The organism is Streptomyces scabiei 87.22, assembly GCF_000091305.1.
GTDB lineage: Bacteria > Actinomycetota > Actinomycetes > Streptomycetales > Streptomycetaceae > Streptomyces > Streptomyces scabiei.
In genome coordinates, this window is the sequence record NC_013929.1 from 3,688,174 (window position 1) to 3,705,455 (window position 17,282).

At 71.0% G+C, this 17,282-nt stretch carries 22 protein-coding genes; 4 read left to right on the plus strand and 18 right to left on the minus strand.

Features of this window, described 5'->3' with window-relative positions; translation table 11 throughout:
* Positions 1-63: 63 nt before the first annotated feature.
* The 18 genes from SCAB_RS15425 to SCAB_RS15510 all read right to left on the minus strand — a co-directional run bounded on the left by SCAB_RS15425 (position 64) and on the right by SCAB_RS15510 (position 13,036).
* Entirely contained in the window at positions 64-552 is a 489-nt protein-coding gene (locus SCAB_RS15425) for a hypothetical protein (RefSeq protein ID WP_013001012.1), read from the minus strand.
* Between the two features lie 29 nt (positions 553-581).
* Positions 582-1,442, minus strand: coding sequence for a DUF317 domain-containing protein (locus tag SCAB_RS15430; RefSeq protein ID WP_013001013.1), 861 nt, complete (start codon positions 1,440-1,442; stop codon positions 582-584).
* 47 nt (positions 1,443-1,489) lie between these two features.
* The gene (locus SCAB_RS15435) at positions 1,490-2,143 is read right to left on the minus strand and encodes an HAD family hydrolase (RefSeq protein ID WP_013001014.1); all 654 of its coding nucleotides are present in this window, start codon (positions 2,141-2,143) and stop codon (positions 1,490-1,492) included.
* Positions 2,140-3,303, minus strand: coding sequence for an MFS transporter (locus SCAB_RS15440; RefSeq protein WP_013001015.1), 1,164 nt, complete (start codon positions 3,301-3,303; stop codon positions 2,140-2,142). The genes SCAB_RS15435 and SCAB_RS15440 overlap by 4 nt, the downstream gene beginning before the upstream one ends.
* Positions 3,300-4,553 (minus strand): ATP-grasp domain-containing protein, encoded by a 1,254-nt coding sequence (locus SCAB_RS15445; RefSeq protein ID WP_049875717.1) that lies wholly within the window; start codon positions 4,551-4,553, stop codon positions 3,300-3,302. Before SCAB_RS15445 ends, SCAB_RS15440 begins: the two co-directional genes overlap by 4 nt.
* A gap of 54 nt (positions 4,554-4,607) precedes the next feature.
* Complete coding sequence (locus SCAB_RS15450; protein ID WP_037729836.1) at positions 4,608-4,910, minus strand: hypothetical protein; 303 nt, start codon at positions 4,908-4,910, stop codon at positions 4,608-4,610.
* A gap of 35 nt (positions 4,911-4,945) precedes the next feature.
* Positions 4,946-6,133, minus strand: coding sequence for an MFS transporter (locus tag SCAB_RS15455; protein WP_196790578.1), 1,188 nt, complete (start codon positions 6,131-6,133; stop codon positions 4,946-4,948).
* Between the two features lie 44 nt (positions 6,134-6,177).
* The gene (locus SCAB_RS15460) at positions 6,178-6,696 is read right to left on the minus strand and encodes a hypothetical protein (protein ID WP_013001019.1); all 519 of its coding nucleotides are present in this window, start codon (positions 6,694-6,696) and stop codon (positions 6,178-6,180) included.
* Positions 6,693-7,535 carry a winged helix-turn-helix transcriptional regulator gene (locus SCAB_RS15465; protein ID WP_013001020.1) on the minus strand — a complete coding sequence of 281 codons (843 nt, stop codon included), beginning with the start codon at positions 7,533-7,535 and terminating at the stop codon, positions 6,693-6,695. The genes SCAB_RS15460 and SCAB_RS15465 overlap by 4 nt, the downstream gene beginning before the upstream one ends.
* 40 nt (positions 7,536-7,575) lie before the next feature.
* Positions 7,576-7,989: a hypothetical protein gene (locus SCAB_RS15470; protein WP_013001021.1), complete on the minus strand. Its 414-nt coding sequence runs from the start codon at positions 7,987-7,989 to the stop codon at positions 7,576-7,578.
* A gap of 10 nt (positions 7,990-7,999) precedes the next feature.
* Positions 8,000-8,443 carry a hypothetical protein gene (locus SCAB_RS15475; RefSeq protein WP_013001022.1) on the minus strand — a complete coding sequence of 148 codons (444 nt, stop codon included), beginning with the start codon at positions 8,441-8,443 and terminating at the stop codon, positions 8,000-8,002.
* Entirely contained in the window at positions 8,440-8,922 is a 483-nt protein-coding gene (locus SCAB_RS15480; protein WP_013001023.1) for a hypothetical protein, read from the minus strand. Before SCAB_RS15480 ends, SCAB_RS15475 begins: the two co-directional genes overlap by 4 nt.
* 100 nt (positions 8,923-9,022) lie before the next feature.
* Positions 9,023-9,340, minus strand: coding sequence for an SH3 domain-containing protein (locus tag SCAB_RS15485; protein ID WP_013001024.1), 318 nt, complete (start codon positions 9,338-9,340; stop codon positions 9,023-9,025).
* Positions 9,341-9,521: 181 nt separating this feature from the next.
* Entirely contained in the window at positions 9,522-10,271 is a 750-nt protein-coding gene (locus SCAB_RS15490) for a hypothetical protein (RefSeq protein WP_013001025.1), read from the minus strand.
* Positions 10,272-10,288: 17 nt separating this feature from the next.
* The gene (locus SCAB_RS15495) at positions 10,289-10,987 is read right to left on the minus strand and encodes a helix-turn-helix domain-containing protein (RefSeq protein WP_037729838.1); all 699 of its coding nucleotides are present in this window, start codon (positions 10,985-10,987) and stop codon (positions 10,289-10,291) included.
* A gap of 18 nt (positions 10,988-11,005) precedes the next feature.
* The gene (locus SCAB_RS15500; RefSeq protein ID WP_013001027.1) at positions 11,006-11,491 is read right to left on the minus strand and encodes a hypothetical protein; all 486 of its coding nucleotides are present in this window, start codon (positions 11,489-11,491) and stop codon (positions 11,006-11,008) included.
* A complete protein-coding gene (locus SCAB_RS15505) occupies positions 11,488-12,042 on the minus strand; it encodes a DUF4913 domain-containing protein (protein WP_037729910.1) in 555 nt (184 codons plus the stop codon). The genes SCAB_RS15500 and SCAB_RS15505 overlap by 4 nt, the downstream gene beginning before the upstream one ends.
* A 238-nt stretch (positions 12,043-12,280) precedes the next feature.
* Complete coding sequence (locus tag SCAB_RS15510) at positions 12,281-13,036, minus strand: DNA-methyltransferase (RefSeq protein ID WP_013001029.1); 756 nt, start codon at positions 13,034-13,036, stop codon at positions 12,281-12,283.
* A 514-nt stretch (positions 13,037-13,550) separates the two neighbouring features.
* Here SCAB_RS15510 and SCAB_RS15515 point away from each other — a divergent pair.
* From SCAB_RS15515 to SCAB_RS15530, 4 genes are all read left to right on the plus strand, one after another.
* Positions 13,551-14,681, plus strand: a complete 1,131-nt coding sequence (locus SCAB_RS15515) for a C40 family peptidase (protein WP_013001030.1) — start codon at positions 13,551-13,553, stop codon at positions 14,679-14,681.
* Positions 14,682-14,820: 139 nt separating this feature from the next.
* Entirely contained in the window at positions 14,821-15,135 is a 315-nt protein-coding gene (locus tag SCAB_RS15520; RefSeq protein WP_013001031.1) for a DUF6112 family protein, read from the plus strand.
* On the plus strand, positions 15,135-15,827 hold the full coding sequence (locus SCAB_RS15525) for a hypothetical protein (RefSeq protein ID WP_013001032.1): 693 nt from the start codon (positions 15,135-15,137) through the stop codon (positions 15,825-15,827). Before SCAB_RS15520 ends, SCAB_RS15525 begins: the two co-directional genes overlap by 1 nt.
* Positions 15,828-15,863: 36 nt before the next feature.
* Entirely contained in the window at positions 15,864-17,240 is a 1,377-nt protein-coding gene (locus tag SCAB_RS15530) for an SCO6881 family protein (protein WP_013001033.1), read from the plus strand.
* The last annotated feature ends 42 nt before the right edge of the window (positions 17,241-17,282 follow it).

The window sequence follows — 17,282 nt, forward strand, 5'->3', positions numbered from 1 at the left end:
TCTTCACGGGCAGGGCTCCTGCTGGAAGGGTGTGGGACACCGGGCTGGCGGTGGGGGCGCGGCTCAGCGGGCGCGGGTGCCGCTGCGGGTGACCGGCACGGCGGGAGACGTGGGCTCGGTCCGGGCTGCGGCGCGGCTCGGCGCGGACGCGGTCCAGGCGCCGGGGAACCAGACGGCGGTGTACTGCTCGATGGCGTCGCGCAGTCCGGTGGTGACGGCTCCCTCCCACGGGGGCCGGCCGGGGCGGTGGTACGTGTCGAAGGTGCCGTGCTGCTTGGTGTTCGGGCGGGTGTTGGTCGCTTCGTCGCGGCGGTGGAAGGTGCCGTGGTCGAGGAAGCTGAGGGCGACGGCGTCGATCTCGCCGCGGTCCGGGTGGACGACCGCCAGGCGTAGGCCGCCGTAGGTGTCCGCGTGGATGGTGCGCGTGAAGTCGATCCGCAGCCGCAGCGGTGCGCCGGGGATGGGAGCGGCGAAGTAGGTGTTGTCCACGACCGTGCTGTTGTGGAAGGGGAGGCACAGTTCGGCGAAGAACTCGGGGGCCTGCAGGGACAAGAGGGGTCTCCGGTCGGGTCGGGCTGGTCCTATCGGCGTGGACCGGGCAGGGCCGGTCGGCTGGTGGTGCTCCAGCGCGGGACGCTGGCCGCGGGGAGCACGGCCGGGCGGCGGGATGCGGCGGCCCGCCGCACGTCGAGCGGGGTGGGGGCCAGCGGGCCGGGCGGAAGGATCGGGGTGAGCTGGGCCATGCCCTCGATGTAGCTGAAGGTCTCCTCCCGCCACCGGGGCAGGGGAGCCGGATCGGCGACGCACTCGGTGACGGCGGTGAGCAGGGCGACGGGCGTGTCGGTGCTGGCCGTGGCGTACCAGGCGGGCCGGTCGATGGACTTGCCCGCCCACAGCTGCCACCGGGTGTCGCGTGTGGTCAGCTCGGTTTCCGGATCGAGGTCGCCGGTGGTGAACTCCAGGCCGGCGAGCCCGTCGGGGGACTGGACCGCGAAGACGCCCCAGCGCGGGCGGTCGATCTCCCAGCCCTGTTTCAGCACGGGCACGACAGCCAGAAAGGGATCGTGCTCGTCGCCCCCGGCGACCGGCCGGGCGAGGTAGGCGTCCCGGCCACGCTCGTACGCCTCGGCGAGTGCGGTGGTGAAGGCGCGGACGAACTCGGTGGGGACGCGGTCGTTGAAACAGACGCCCCACTCCGGCGGGCCGAACGAGTCCTTGTAGGCGTTGATGCGCCACAGCCCGTCGTCGTCTCCCTCGGGCAGATAGCCGAGTCGGACGCGGTGGTCGGGCGCGGTGACGTATGCGTTGCCGAGGTCGTCGTGACGCAGGTCGAAGCCGAGCGCGAGCAGCGGTTCCAGAGCCGGGTCTCCGGTGGAGGTGCTGGCGGCGAGGTAGCGGGGGGAGACGTAGACGTCGCCGTCGATCTCTTCGGTGTCGGGCACGAAAGTCCTGAGGGTTGGGCCGGGGGGTTGAGCGGCGCGGTGCGCGGTCAGGAAGCGGTGCTGCCTTCGAGGGTGGGCAGCAACTGTCGTTCCAGATGGGCGGGTTGGCCGGTGTAGTGGAGGGTGCGCAGGCCCAGCTGGGCGGCGGCCCGGCAGTTGTCCTCGCGGTCGTCGACGAACAGCACGCGTGCTGGCTCGGCGACGCCGGTGGCGGCCAGGGCGTGTTCGTACACGGCCGGGTCGGGCTTGCACCGGCCCAGGCGGGCGGAGTACAAGGCGTGGTCCATCAGCTCGCGCCGCCAGACGGTGGCGTCCAGGACGTCGCTGAGGTGGGCCGGGGCGTTGGAGAGCAGGACCATCGGCAGCTCCGCAGCCCGGGCGCGGTGCAGGACATCGAGGACGCGCGGGTCGGTGCGGGTCCACATGGCGGTGTCGGCGGCTCGCAGGGTGCGCAGCCACCGTGGGCCGGGGTGGTGTCCGAGGACCTTGGCCCAGTAGGCGAGATCGCTCAGTTCCCCTGCGTCGTAGGCGTTGCGGGGAGCCCAGAAGGCGTCCTGAAACGAGGGGAGATGCTGGTCGGGCCACTCGGCGAGGTCGGCGAGACGGGTCCACATGGCGGTGCTGGGCTGGAGGCCGAGGACGCCGTTGTAGTCGAGGATCAGGGCGTCCACGCCGCTCGGGGAGGCGGAGGTGCGGGTCAAGGGGTCGTTTTCTCCAGGGCTTTGGGTGCGAGCACTGCGATGCTTGCGGCGAGGAGGGCGGGCAGCAGCAGCGCGTGCGGCAGTGTGGTGACGGTGGTGAGGGCGCCGATGAGGGCGGGACCGGCAAGAAGGCCGACATAGCCGGTGACCGCGACGGTGGCGACCGCGCGGGGTCCGCCGGTGCCGGCGGCGGTGATCAGGCTGGGGATGGTGACGGACAGGCCCAGGCCGAAGGCCGTCCAGCCGAGCAGGGCAGAGGCGGTGGTGGAGCCGGTCAGTCCGGTGGCGAGGCCGAGGGCGGCCAAAGCGGCGCCGGTGCGCACGACGGTGTCCGCGCCGAAGCGGGCGGTGAGCCGGTCTCCGGCGAGACGGCCTGCGGCCATGGCTGCGCTGTAGCAGCCGTACGCCGCGGCGCTGGTCGCGGCTATCGCGCCGAGGTCATGCAGGTGGACGGAGGCCCAGTCGGCAGCGGCTCCTTCGCCCAGCAGCGTGGCGGCGGCGAGTGCGCCCAGCAGCCACAATCGGCGCCGGGACAGCCTCCTCTGCTCGGGTGAGCCTGGTGCAGCATCGTGGTGGACGGCCTCGAGTGCGGAGCTGGCGACGGTGCGGGTGAGTCGCGTGGTCGCGCTTGCCGCCGCAGCGGCTCCGGCTGCCACTGCGGCGAACAAAACGGTGTGTGAGGTGTGGGCGGTGGTGGCGGCGAGTGCGGCGCCGAGGAGGGCGCCGAGGCTGTAACTGGCGTGCAGCCGGCTCATGATGGGGCGGCCGTGGGCGTCCTGGCATCGGACCGCTGCGGCATTGGCTGCGACGTCAAGGACGCCGTGCGCGATGCCGAAGGTGAACGCCGCTGCCAGGAGGCTGTCTAGACTGGAGCAGAGCCCGAGGACGGCAAGACAGGCCGCGAGGGCTATGGCACCGCCGGTCAGCAGCACGGGCAGGCGGGCCGGGCGGGCGAGGCGTCCGCCGGCCTGGAGTCCGGCGACCATGCCGAGGGCGGCGGCCAGCAGGACTAGGGCAAGCCCGGCGGTAGTCACCTCGGCGGCGTTCTGAACGGCCGGCATGCGCGCGCCCCAGACGGCCATCACCACACCCAGTCCGGCGAAGTACCCGGTCAGCAGGCGGCGGCTGTGCACCAGCTCGGGCGCTGCGATCTGCCTCACGCGGCGCCCTGCCCGGTAGTCAGGGCCGTCGGCGGGACCGGGGCAACCTGAACGTCGAGGCTGCGATACGCCTCCTGGGCGCGGACTTCGGCGACGGCGGCGGTCGGCCCGGTGGTGATCAGGAAGCCGATACGGGCGGTGTACAGATCGCCGCCGTCCTGTGGCAGTACGAGCGGGTCGCCAGCCTGTCGCTGAAAGCGCACGCGCTCCACTCCCCCGACGTGTGCCGTCAGGCGGCGGGCGGTGAGGGTGCCGGAGTAGGCGGGGTAGATGAAGCGGATCGCCGCCCCCTGGTGGCGGGTGGGCGTCAGGTCGGGGCTTTGTCCGCAGGTGATGTCGGCGGCGGCCCGGGCGAGGTCGACGCCGGTGGCCAGGTGGACGAGGTGGCCGATCATGTCGCCGCCCAGGCGTGCGTTGACCTCGATGAGCCGGGGCCGGCCGCCGACCAGGCGCATCTCGACGTGCTGCACGCCGTCCGTAATTCCCAGGGCCGCGATGGCAGCGCCGGCGGTCGGCGCCACTGTTGCGAGGAGCGGATCGGCGGCGTCGACAGTGTGGCCGGTCTCGTCGAAGTAGGGTGCGGGGCCCAGGCGCTTGCGGGTCACTGCGACGGCGGTGGTGGTGCCGCGGTGGGTGACGCATTCGACGGAGACCTCCGGTCCGTCGAGGTACTCCTCGACCAGGACGCCGCTGTCCTCGCGGCTGCGGTGTGCGCCAGCCGAGGCGAACTCGAAGGCTGCGGGCAGCTCTTCGGGCCGGTCGATGCGAATCACGCCGATGCTGCCGGCCGCTGCGGCGGGCTTGATCACCGCGGGGAAGCCGAGGGTCCTCGTCGCCCGTTCAGCCTCCCGCAGGGTCCGGGCGGTCATCGAGGCTGCCGACGGCACTCCGTGGCGGGCGAACAACGTGCGGGCGGTGGCCTTGTTGCGGCAGGCCCGCATCACCTCGACGGAGTTCGCGGTCAGACCGAGCGCGCGGGCGAGGCGGGCGGTGGGGACGAGGTTCCATTCGTCCCAGGTGACGACGCCGTCAAGGTCGTGTCGTTCCGCCAGAGCCCGGCCGGCGGAGAGCAGTGCGGTGGTGTCGTGCAGATCGGCGACGGCGTGGTCGACGATGTGCGGCTTCTCCCACGATGGCTCGGCGCCCGTCAGCAGGACGATGTCGTACGCGGCGGCCACCTGCTCAAGGCAGTAGCCGCGATCCGCCTCATCGCCCGGAGAGACGACGAGTACGAGGGGGCGAGCGGACAAGAAGGGGTTCTCCGAGTCGGTAGGCGGCAGGGCGAGGGAAGGGAACGGGGTGTCTCAGGCTGCGCGGCGGCGGCGCAGCTCGAACACGCCGGCCCAGTGGGGGTGGTCGTCGATCAGGCGGCGGGCGTAGAGGGCGGTGAAGTTGTTGTTCAGCCCGGCGACGCCGTACGGGAGTTGGCGGCGCAGGTCTTCGAAGAGGTCCTTCAAACTGACCCGTGTGGCGCCGGCGGCCAGGCGGCGGGCGGCCATGCGTTCCAGAGCGCGGTAGACGTGCGGATTGTGTGCGTCGAAGGCGTGGAACTGTTCGGTGATGGTGCGACCGCTCGCGCGGTTCGTCCCGAGGATCGTGGTGGGCATGAGGTTCTCCACAGGCTGGGGAAAGCGCGGCAGGGTTAGGTGCGCAGGGTGGGATCGGTGCGCAGGCGGGCGAACGCGTACAGCAGGCCGAGGGCCTGCAGGCCGGCGCAGACGGTGATGACGTGGCCCAGCGCGTCGGGCGGGGTGAGCGCGGTGAATACGCCGGCGACGGGGAAGGGCAGCTGGAGGACGAGGATCGTCGCCGACAGGGTGCTGCCGAACTTCTCCGCGGGGATCAGACGGGAGCGCAGAGTGCGCAGGACCACCGTCATGCCGCCGTCGGCCGCCATGAGGACCGCGACCAGGACTAGGTAGGACCAGTAGTCGGGGGCCTGGGCGGCGGCGAAGCAGGCGAGCGAGGCGAGGGCGGCGCAGGCGGCGCCGACCGGCCACAAACCCAGGCGGTCGAGCGCGAAGCGGCAGAGCGTGACGCTAAGGAGCGTCGCTGCGGCGGCTGCGGACCAGACCAGGCCGACGGCCGTGGTGGACTGCCCGAAGTGCTTGACAACGATTACCGGACCGGCCGCTTGCAGGAGTCCGGTGGCCAGGTTGGACAGAGTCAGCCCGGTCACCAGCCAGCCGAGTGCCGGAAGAGAGCGGATGGTGCGCCACCCGGTGAGGAGTCCGGCGCCGGGTTGTCTCTTCGGCGCGCGGGCCGGGGCAACGGGTGAGGGAGGTGTACGCAGGGCGAACATCGCGGCGAGAAGGGAGAGCACCGTGATCACCGCGAGCATCGTCGGCGGCCCGGCGAGCAGGAGCACTCCGGCGAGGGCGGGGCCGGCCAGGGTCGCGGTCTGATCGATGTCGAGCAGGGCAGCCTGGACGCGGTGGGCCCGCTTTCCTGCACGTCGGCCGGCGGCAGCGCCTGCGGTCTCGGCCGCGATGTAACTGAATTCGGTGAGCACGCCGGTCGTCGCCGCCAGCACCATCACCGTTGCGCTCGCCACGGTGCCGGACGGGTGGAAGTGGAGCAGGACCGCGCCGGCGACGAGGGCCAGCGCGCGCCCTAGGGAGGCAAGATGGAAGACGACTGCCGCCCCGCGCCGGTCGACGACGGACCCTGCCCACCCGAACGCCGCCAGCCGCGGGATCCACTCCAGGGCGAACGCGGCACCCGTCAGAACGGCGGAGCGCGTGGTGGCCATGACCAACAGCGGGATGCCGTAGGTGCACATCGCGAACGCGAGAGCGTCCGCCGTGCGCGGCAGGTAGATGCTGCGCATCAGCCCGGCGCTGTGACGTGCATGCCGGGGTGCAGCCGCTGCGCTCACGCGGCCGGCTCGGGCTCGGACACCCGGGTGATCTGAGGGTTGCCGGCCAGCCACTGAATTAGGAGGGTGCGGGGACGGACGAGGGCCGCTTCGGCCTCGTCGCTGAGCAGGCGCGCGGCGGACGGCCGCGGGAGGCCGTCGGCGCGCTCGGTCGCGAGCGAAGGCGCCAGGAGGTCGAGGACGTGGCGAACGCGACTGCTGAACTCGCAAACCGGTGTCGGGAAGGCGTGGCGTCGGGCCCAGCGCGCAGCCGTGTCGTACAGGTCGGCCAACTCCGAGCCCGACTCGGTGAGTTCCAAGCCGGTGCCGGGTGCGGTCCGGACGAGGCCGTGGGCGCGGGCCGCTTCGGCAGCGCGGCGCAGTTGGTGGGCGGAAAGGTCGGGGAGGGTACCGGCCAGCCGCCTGTGCGGTATTGCCCCGTTGTCGTCGATCTCGGTGATCAGGCGGATCAAGGAGCGCGAGGCGAGCAGCTCGACGGCGTTGCGTACTTCGGCAGGGGTGAAGAGGGTGGTCATCGGCGCGGACCTCCGGCCGGGACGGCCGCCTTCGGGCGGGCGGTCGTGGGATGGGAGAAGAGGTCGCGGTTGCGCCACGCGGGAGAGGACTCGCCTGTCCGGGCCTGCGGGAGGGGTGCGGGGGCCGGCCGGGACTGGCTGCTGACCCACGGCCTCGGCGCGGGCTTCGCCTGCGGGTGCCCCCAGACCGGGTGGTGGGCCGCCTGGTTGAGGGGTTGTCCGGCGGACCACGCGGACAGGGCGCCGAGAACGGGGCTCAGGCCGTCGCCCGCCGCAGACAGCCGGTAGGGCTGGCCGATGCCCTCGGTGTCAACCAGGCCGTCGGCGACGAGCTGCCGCAGCGGCGGGTAGACGTTGGTCCAGTCGCTGCGGGGCATCACGATCCTGGCCAGGGCCCGCCCGCTGACCTCCTCGCGGGTCTTGAGTACCCACAGGATGGCGGCAGCGTGCCGCCGGGTAAGCAGGGTGAGGCTGTCCTCGATCTGCGCGATCGCGGGCAGCAGGTGGTCCGCCTTCTCCAGATGCTCCTCGGCCCAGGTGACGATCATCGGCAGGACCGGCAGCAGGGCCACGCCACGCTCGGTGTGGCCGTAAGTCACGTGCCGTGCGGTGTGTTCGGTGCGCTCGACAAGACCGGCGTCGCACAGCGCCTTGAGCTTGGGATGGAGCTGCCCGTTCTGCAGCCAGGACACCTTGGCGGCCAGCTCGCTGTAACGGACGGGCGGGCCGGAGAGTGCCAGCAGGATCCTCACGTTCCAGCGCGGGGTGATCATGGCGAGGGCCTCGGTGACCCGCGTGATATCGGCGTCGGTGTCAGGCGGCAAAGCGGTGATGGCCAAGGGAGGAACTCCTGGGTGAATGAAGGGGGATCGCCTGCAGTCAGCGGCTGTGCGCCGTGCTCTGAGCCGGAAGAGGCGGAGCCGGAACGGGCAGCGAGGGAGTCGGCGGAGACGGCGCTGGCACCGGGACGCGGGCCAGGCTCTGCAAAACGGCCAAGACCGACTTGGCCTGGACCTCGCGGACTGCGACGGCTTCGGCGAGCCGGCGGGAGCCGTCGAGAAGGTGGGAGACCTCGTGCCGGCCGATCTGCCGCTCGGGATGGATGAGCCGGGCGAGGTGGTCGCGGTGGACGTCGATGCTGCGCTCGGCGAGAGCGAGGTCGTCGTGCATGCCGAGCAGGGCGGAGAGCATGCCGGGCGGCTGGTCTTGGGCGTGGGCTTCGAGGTCGGCGAGCGGCGCGCCGTACAGGTCCTCGATCCGTCCGGCTATCTCGGTGGACGTGAGGTGGGCCAAGCGGCGGCTTTCAGGGTCGGCTTGCTGGAGCCGCCCCGACACGCGGGGGTGCCGGGGTGGCGGACGGGGGCAGGGTTGCGGTGGCCCTTAGCTGCGTCGTGCGGACAGGCCGGGCCCGCTGGTCGGGCGGAGGCATGGTGCGCAGCAACTCGCCGAGGGCGGCGCGGTAGCCGTCGCGGGCATCCAGCGCCGCCTCCAGCCACTGCGCGTCGAAGTGGAGCTTGTCCGCCGACAGCTCGCCCATGTCGCGGTCCGGATCCATGTCCGCGTGCACGCGATCGCGGACGCGGGCGACCTGCTCCTCGGTCAGAGCCAGGAAGGAGCGCAGTTCCAGGGCACGGGCGAGGGCGGGCGAGGCATCGTGGCCGACAGCCGTCTCGTACAGCTCGGGAACCGGGTTCCCGAAGACCTTCTGCAGGTCGCCGTCCATGGTGCTGGCCTTGACCCGGCTCAACGGACGGGCCTTCCCGCCCGCCACGCCGACGTCGGCGCGGGTGTACCCGTGGGTCGGTGGGGAGCGCTGGTCTGCACCACAGGCCCGGTTCGGGGGCGAAGGCGGGCGAGCCGTTCGGCGGCGAGGTCCTTCTTGCCCGGAGCGTCCGGGTCGAGGAGCCACCGCACGACCATGGCCCGGCCGTCGCGTGCGGCGACGGCCGCGTTCACGCGGTGGGCGAGGCCCATCGTCGGGTCGTCGACCTCGCTAGGCTGGGCTTCCAGCGCGGCGAGGAGGTCGTCCTCCGCGCGGTCGAGCGCGGACTGAGCCTGGACGAGAAGGCCGTGCCACTTGACGACGTCGGTGGCGTCAGGGTTCGCGGTCGGCGCGGCGGCGACCGCAGCCTTCAACTGGTTCATGTCCATGGCGAAGCGCGCTTCGATCCGTTCGGTGAGCACGCCCACGACGTCCTCGGCGTCATCGGATATGCCGTCGGACAAAAGGGAAACTCCTGTTCTGGAAAGACCGGTGCCTGGGGGGAATGTGAGGGGCGGCCGTACCCGGCGGCTCAGTCGCTTACGGGCATGTGCTGAATGCCTGTCAGTCCAGGCACATGCGGGTGTCGCGGTAGACGTACGTGCCGGAGACCCAGCCCTTGACGCCGGTCGACTTGTCCGTGGTGTAGAGCCAGTTGCCGCTCTTCTTGTGGACGGTGAACTTGTGGCTCTTGTAGAGCACTCCGACCGCGGTGGACTGCGTGGTGGCCTTGGAACGGATGGTCACAGCCGACGCGTGGACCTTGTACGGCAGCGGCGGGAGGTCCGGGCAGGGCGTGATGCTCGTGGCCGTCGAGGCAGCGGCGGGGGCCGCACTCGCGGGCGTAGTGGACAGCATCGGCAGAGCGATTGCTCCGAGCATCGCCGCGGATATGGCAATTCGGGTGGAGCGCATGCGGAAGAAACCTCCGTGAAGGCATAGGGGCTGCGTGGAATGGCGCCGCGGGAGTTGTCCCGGCGGCTGTATAAGAGTCCGGAGAATCGCCGGTTTGGCTAACCGGCGATCGTCGGCTATGTTTCGCCGCCCGCGTCGGCCATGCCGATCAGCGCGAGCGGCCGGGCGGGCGCGGAACAGGGGCCTTCGCCACACCGGCCGGGCGGCTGGCTGCGGCTGCCGGGCGGACCGGTGGGAGAGGACCGGCCGCGCCGATAAGCCGGTCGTCGCACCACTGCAGGGCCTCGCCCACCGTGTCGAAGCCGCCTTCGCGCAAGGTGTGCGTCCACGCGTCGGTGTCGACCTCCTCGACCACGACGCGGAACGGGCTGGGGGCTCGCTCGTCCAGGGCGCGCAGTGCCACGACGGTGACCATGTCGTTCGGGTCGTCGCAGGTGTAGGAGTAGCCCATGGCGTAGTGGTCGCCGTCGCCCGCGAGGCGTCGCTCCAGCGCACGAGTCGCCTCGTCCGCTGGCGGTGGGCCCAGCTCCGGGTCGAGGCCGATGGCGTCCTGCGGGCACCCGCGGTGGATGAGCCAGGACTGCGCCATCGCGGGCAGCGGCAGCAGGGCCTGCTCGAAGTCGAACGTCTCCTTCTCCCGGTCCCGCTTCAGGTGCACGGCGACGTATTGCGGCATGCCTGGATGCCCGAGAGTGGCGGTGCGGTCGAAGAGGACGTAGTAGCTGTGCGCGCCGTTGGGGGTGTGGTGTTCGGCGAGGGGGACGAGCATGTCCTCGCGGACGGCGACCTGGCGGTAGAAGTCGAGGTACAACTCCTCGTCGGCATCGAAGTCGTCCAATGCGAAGTCGACTTGGGGGATGGACTTCCGAGCCGGCGCCGGTTCGGTGGGAGACAACAAGGGCCTTTCGATGGAGTTCAGCGGCGCTGCGCCGGGGTGGACGGCGATGTGCCGGGTCGAGCCGGGACCTTCGGCGCCTGGGTCGTGGGCGTCCGGCGGGCGGCGAACAGCGCGGCGCGTCCGGCGTCGGTGAGTGAGACCGGCTGGCCGGCGTGCACGGGGTGGCCGGTATCCCTCACGACCAGGCCGGCGTCCTCCAGCCGCTGCACCTTGGCGTGAGGGATGCGGGTACCGGAGGCGGCGGTGACGGACATCCGGCCGGTCAGCAGGTGTTCGTAGAGCTTGGCGCCGCCGGCGATGGCGAGCAGCGCCGCCTGGTCGTCCGTCGAGAGTGGCTTCGCGTCGGGCGCCAAGGCCGCTGCGGCGGCCTCGATGGGCTCCAGGGCGGCGAGCACCTTCCGGGCAGCGGCGTCCCGCGCGTCGGTGGCCTCCTCCAGCCGGTCCACGGTGCGGTCGATGCGCGCGAACAGGGCGTCATCGACATCGAACTCGCCGCTGGAAAGGCGGTTGAGCAGGCGGAGGTAGAAGGTGACACCGGTCTGGGCCTTGGCCAACTCCCGGTGCCGGTCGACCAGGTGGGCGTGCGGCTCGTCGAGGACGCCGCGGTCGCGGTAGGCCCACAGGGTGTCGATCTCGTGGCCGGTGACGGCTTCGATGCGATGGTCGAGCGGGGAGACCGCACGCCGGGCTGGCGTCGACGCGGGCACAGGGGGCATAGGCGAGGCTCCGTGCGTTCAGCGGCTGTGATGGTGCGCGGGGTTGTGTGCGGGACGGGGCAGACCCGGCAGTGCGCTGGGCGGCGGACCGGGCCGGGGCACGGGAGTGCGGCTGGTCAGCTGCGGGGAGCGGGAGCGTGCCGCGTGGGTGCGGGCGCTCAGCGGCCGACGGGTCATCCCCAGGCGGCGGCCGACCTCGTCGTAGACGTCGTTGCCCGCACGCGGCCGGACCGCGACGACATGGATCTCCTTCGGGTGCGCGGACTCCGCGGGCGCCGCGCGGACGCCGTAGACGACGCGCCAGTCCTTGCGCGAGTCCACGAACAGCTTTCGATAACCCACCAGGTCACCGTCGAGGCGTAGCCCGAAACGCTGCGCGTTCACGACTTCCTGCAGGTAGGCGAGGGTCAGGTCGCGGATATCGCTGGGGGCCTGGAGGAGATCGGTCAGCGCGCGGGGGTCGAAGCTCAGTCCGAAGGCGGGCTGTCCCGCTCCCGCGGTCATGACGTCGGCTCGTCCGGCTCGGCGGGCCCGGCGGCCTCCGCCCGGTCCGCCGCCGTCTCCATACGCACGGACGGCGGCGGGCCGGGCAGAAGACGGTGCGCGGGCCGGTGAGGAGAGGTCATGCACGCCGACAGCGGCCCGCCCGGTGCGCGGATCGCCGCAACGGCGTGGGTGAGGAAGTCCCGGTGCCACACGAACAGGCCGCTCAATCCCGCTTCGGGGTCCTTGTGCTGCTCGTACGCAAGCCACAGGGCGTGGAGCCAGGCCACGACATCGTCGTGCTCCTGCCACTGCAGACACCAGGGCGCCGCGGTGGTGACCTCCGCCCCGTAGACCGGGAGGAAGAAGTCGTCGACCCAGTCCGACAAGGCGTCGAGTTCGTCTTCCCTTTCCTCCCCGTCGAGTTCCAGGATCGGGCGGGGCTCCGGCAAAGCGGCGGCAAGCGGCCCGCCGAGCCCCGGCATGCCGAACGCGGCGAACGGCGATCCGCTCGGCTCCGGGGCGGACGCGAGGTGGTCGAGTTGCTGCGCCTGTTGCGCCGACTGCTCTATGAGCCGTCGGACGCTCGCCTCGATTCCCTCCAACTGCGGATCGGGAATGCGAACCGGCTCCAACTCCCCATCGTCAGAAGGTTTTATGGGCTCGGGCATGAAAAGGTTGGCCTCCTACGAGACGCGGAATGAGAGAAGGGCGAAATCGGCGAGGCGGAGCGGCCAGCGAGCTATAAGTCCGCTTCGCCGGATTGCCGACTTGGGTGCCGGCCGCCCTGACGGGAAGCGCGCTCGCGGCTCAGACGGCGAGAATCACGTCGTCCTGAGTGAGGGTCTCGCGGATCGTTTCGGTGAGCCGAGCTTCCGCGATCGACGCGTAGTGCTCGGTCTTCTCCACGCCGATGAAGTCCCGGCCTTCCAGCAGGGCGGCGACGCCCGTGGAGCCGGAGCCGGCACAGAAGTCGAGCACCGTGCCGCCCTCAGGGCTGATCTTGACCAGCTCGCGCATCACCTCGACGGGCTTCTGCGTGATGTGCTGGCGCTTCGCCCCCGAGGGCTGCGACGCGGAGTACATACCCGGTAGATAGACCGGGTTCCGGGAGCCGTCGATCGGCCCCTTGCTGGCCCAGACGATGAACTCGCAGTTTTGCGTGAACCTCCCGCGCTGGGGCCTGGCCTGCGGCTTGTGCCAGGCCAGCACCCCACGCCACAGCCAGCCGGCCGCCTGGATCGCGTCCGTCGTGGTCGGCAGTTGGCGCCAGTCGGTGAACAGCAGCGCGGTCCCGCCGCTCTTGGTGAGGCGGTGGGCCTCGGTCATGATCTGCGTCAGCCAGAACGAGTAAGACCTCTGGTCCATGTTCTCGCCGGTGAAGTCGGCGAGGTCGTTCTTGGAATCGGCAGAGGTGTACTTCTGCTTCGCGGAGCGGGTCGTGCGCTCCTTCGCAGTCCTACCGCCCGAGTTGTACGGCGGATCGGTGATGACGGAGTCGACGCAGCCGTCCGGAAGGCCGGCGAGAACGCTGAGGGCGTCGCCCTGGTGCAGAGAAAAAGGCAAAGAGGAACCCCTATTCGGGTGCGGAGTCGCGGAGGTAACCAACCGCCTCGCGCAGGAGTCCTCGCGGGCCGGAATTGGGCATGCAGAAGCCCAGGGCCGCAGACCGAGGAGGGCGAGGGGGGAGTCCAAAAACTGTAGAGGCGAAAGCGCCGACGACCAAGAAGTGCGTTGCCGAGGTGCCGGATCCCGATACTTCACGCCGACTTTTTGGTCAACCGCCGATTCGCGCTTACTGTTTTTGAACCGCCCGGCGCACACCGCCGCTGGCTACTTCCCGCCACACCTCACGGAGGCACCCCCTTGCCTCGGCACACCTAGCTCACGGCCCGGCCACGCGGAGCGAGCGGCAACTCGCCCGCGCCGGCCCGTCCCGATCGCCCACCCCGGCCGCCGCGCCCTTCCACCACGCCTCGCGCACGCGGCACGCCGGACACCGCACCCCGAAGGACACGCTCATGACGTCTCGCTACCCACCCCTGCCCGAAAACGCTGAGCGGCGAGCGGTCCGCTCCGGTTGAAGGCGCTCGCCGCCGGCATCGGCGTCGTCTTCCTCTCCCCGATCCTGATCGCCGGCACCGGCATGATGCTGGCCTCCTCCGCCGACGCCGTGCAGAGCAGCGGCTCCTTCAGCAACTGCCTGAGCGACATCGACAGCGACAAGGTCGCCGAACAAGTCACCAAGATCCTCGACGGCGCGTCCGGCAAGAACGTCCACATCAAGGGCCTGGACCTGCCCGCCGAGCAGGTCCCCAACGCGGCGACGATCGTGGCCACCGGCCTCTCGCTCGACGTCCCCAAAAAGGGACGGATCGTCGCGCTAGCCACGGCGATGCAGGAGAGCCGACTGCGCAACCTCGGCTACGGCGACAGGGATTCCCTCGGCCTGTTCCAGCAGCGTCCCTCGCAGGGCTGGGGCAGCGCCCAGCAGATCCGCGACCCGGTCTATGCGAGCGAGCAGTTCTACAAGCACTTGCTCAAGGTGAACGGCTGGCAGCAGATGACCATCACCCAGGCCGCCCAAGCCGTGCAGAAGTCCGGCCTGCCGAACGCGTACGCGCAGTGGGAGAACCTGGCCACCGCACTGCAGGAAGCCATCGCCAAGACCTTCCCCGGCGGCCATGACGCGGACGGCAAGGGCGCGGACCAGGGCAAGCAACCGTCGACCGGCACGACCGGCTGCGCGCCGGGCCAGGACGGATCCGGCTTCGGCCGCATCCCCGAAGGGAGCGTCCCGAAGGGATACGCGATCCCCACAAACGCCGATCCGAAGGCACGCAAGGCCATCGAGTGGGCGATGCACCAGCTCGGCACGCTCTACCAATGGGGCGGCTCCTGCACCAACGCGCACGGCCCCGACCCCATGGGCCGCTGCGACTGCTCCAGCCTGATGCAGCAGGCGTACGCGCATGCCGGCGTCACGCTCACTCGCACCACCTACACGCAGGTCAACGAGGGTAAGGCGGTCCCGACCGCCCAACTTGAGCCCGGTGACCTGATCTTCAGCCGTGGCACCGCCGCCCGGCCCGAGCACGTCGGCATGTACATGGGCGAGGGCCTCGTGATCGAGGCGCCGCGCACATCGAAGCCGGTCCGGATCACCCCGATCAAGGACTGGACGATTCTCGCCGCCCGCCGCGTCATCTGACGCCGCCCCGCCCCGGCACCGCTCCGGACGGGCCGCCGCCGCGGCCACTTCCGCGCCCCGAGCGCACCTCCCCCTCCGCTTCCCCTCTTTCCCGCGGGCCCTCGCCTGGCCCGCGTATGCAAGGAGCCCCGCCACCCCTATGTCCGTCTCTCTCTCAGACCGCGTCATCCAGCTCGCCTACGACCCAGGAATCTCGCCCAAGGGCGGCGGGTTGCCCGGGCTGAGCGTGCTGAAGAACGTCGTCAACTCGATCAACCTGTTCGGGATCATCGCCGTCGTCGGCGCCCTCGCCGTCTCGCTCGGCGTTTGGGCCTGGGGTCACCACACCGGTGGTCACCAGGCCGAGGCCAACGGCAAGAAGGGTGCGGTCGTGGCCGCGGGCGCCGCCCTCGGTCTTGGCGCTGCGAACGGCATCGTCGCCTTCTTCTCAGCCCTCGGGTCGCAGGTCCGCTGATGCGGAAACGATTCCCCTCCTTTTCGCTGTCCTCGTACGGCGCAGGCTGGTCCGCCAACCGGCGCATCGCGATCGTTGCCTCCATCCTCGCCGTTCTGCTCGCCATCGCCGGGATCATCGCCCTGCTGACCGGCGGCAGGGACGGCCACCCGGCCCCGGACGCCGCCGCGCCCGCCCCGGCTCACAGCCCGTCCTCCTCCGAGCCCGCCCCGAAGCCGTCCTCCGGATCCGGGTCGGTGCCCACGCCTCCGCAGATCGCCGAGCCGGTCGCCTACGCCAAGGCGGCGGCCCAGATGCTGTGGTCCTACGACACCCGCGACACCAGCCGCGACCAGCAACTCGCCGGTATGCGCGCCTGGATGACCACGGAGACCAGGTACGCCGACTGGGCCTCGGTCTCCGGCCAGGTTCCCGATCCGGTGCTGTGGTCGCGGATGGCCGACCAGGACCAGCACGCCACCGCCCACGTCACCGAGGGCCACTACCCCTCCGCGTTCAAGCAGGCGCTGGCCGACGACCCGTCCGCGATCACCGAGGCGTACATCTACGTCGTCACCGTCAACGGCAAGCAGCAGATCGCCTGGAAGAAGGGCGGTGGTGGAGCCGAGGAACGCGCCGTGACCCTCGCCGTGCAGTGCCGCCCGAATCACGACTGCACCTTGGCCGCCATCGCTCCGAGCGTCACGCAGTGACCCGCGCCTGACACAAGAATGGAGGAGTAACTCCCCGTGGGTTTCTGTGATTTTCCCCTGGCAGACAAGCTGTGCGCCGTCGGCGACGCGGTGGATTTCGCCTCGGACCCCGGCAAGGCCATCGGTGACTGGATGGCGAAGTCGGCAGGTGAACTGGCAGCTGCCGCAGCCGATCTGGCGGCCGAGGCGGTCAACACCACCACGAAGGTCGATCTGAACGCCGGCTGGTTCCGCGACAACTACGAGATGCTCTTGCCGCTGGGCCTGGTTCTGCTGGTGGCGACGTTCTGCGCGCAGCTGGTCCGGGCCGCCGTCAGACGCGATGGACAAGCCCTCACACAGGCATTCACCGGCACCATGTCGGGCGTTCTGTTCGCCTTCTGCGCCATCGCCCTGACCACGGTTGCCGTCGAGGTGGTCGACGCCGTCTCCGACGGCCTGTTCAAAGCCGCGAAGCTGGACATCGAATCGGCGGTGCGCCGCATCGTGAAGGTGAACCAGATCGCCAGCCTGTCCGGACTGGGCTGGCTCGTTACGGTCGTCACCGGTCTCGGCGCCGCCCTCGGCGCCTTCCTCTACTGGTGCGTGATGATGGTCCGCAAGGTCGGCATCCTCGTCATGGTCACCCTGGCCATCTTCGCTTCCGCCGGTGGCGGGTGGGAGGTCGCACGCCGCTGGCGCAAGGGCTGGATCGAAGCCACCGCCACCCTCGTGGTCTCCAAGCTCCTGATGACCGTGATCTTCGTACTCGGTATCGCTGCCATGGGCAAAACCGAGGCCAAGGACGGCATCGCCGCTCTGGCCGACGTCATGTCCGGCATCGTGATCATGACCCTGGTCCTGCTGTGCCCGTACGCCGTCTTCAAGTTCGTGCACTGGGCGGCCGACGGCACCGACGGCGAATCCATCCACCGGGCCGGTGGCGCTGGAGCCCAGATCGCCAAGGCCCACGCCGAGAAGGCCGCCCGCAAGGCCGCCGCAGCTGCGGCCACCGCCGGAACCGGTGGCGCTGCAGCCGGAGCAGGCGCCGCACCGCAGGGGCCCGACGCCGCTGGCGGGGGCGGTTTCCCCGGCGATGTCGCCGCCAACCCGACCGGTGGAGGCGGAGACGGCAGGGAAGGTCCGCAGGGCGGCGGGGGAACGGGCGTCTCGCCCGGCGGCGATGCCGTCAAGTCCGGTCTGGAGAAGGCCGTCCAGCCCGGGCCGACGAGCGTGTCGGACGACACCACCGGCCAGGTGGGCGGCAGCCCCTGGCCGGGCGGATCCGGCGCGAGCGCCGCGTCCGGCCAGGGCGGCGGATGGCAGTCCGCTCCGCCGACCACGACGCCGCCGCAGGGCGCACCCCCCTCCTCCGACTCACAGAACGCCACGTCCAGCGGGTCGGCATCACCGCCGCCACCGACCGGCCTCTGATCCCCTGACCGACTCCCGGGGGTGGGATGTGCACGCTCCCTC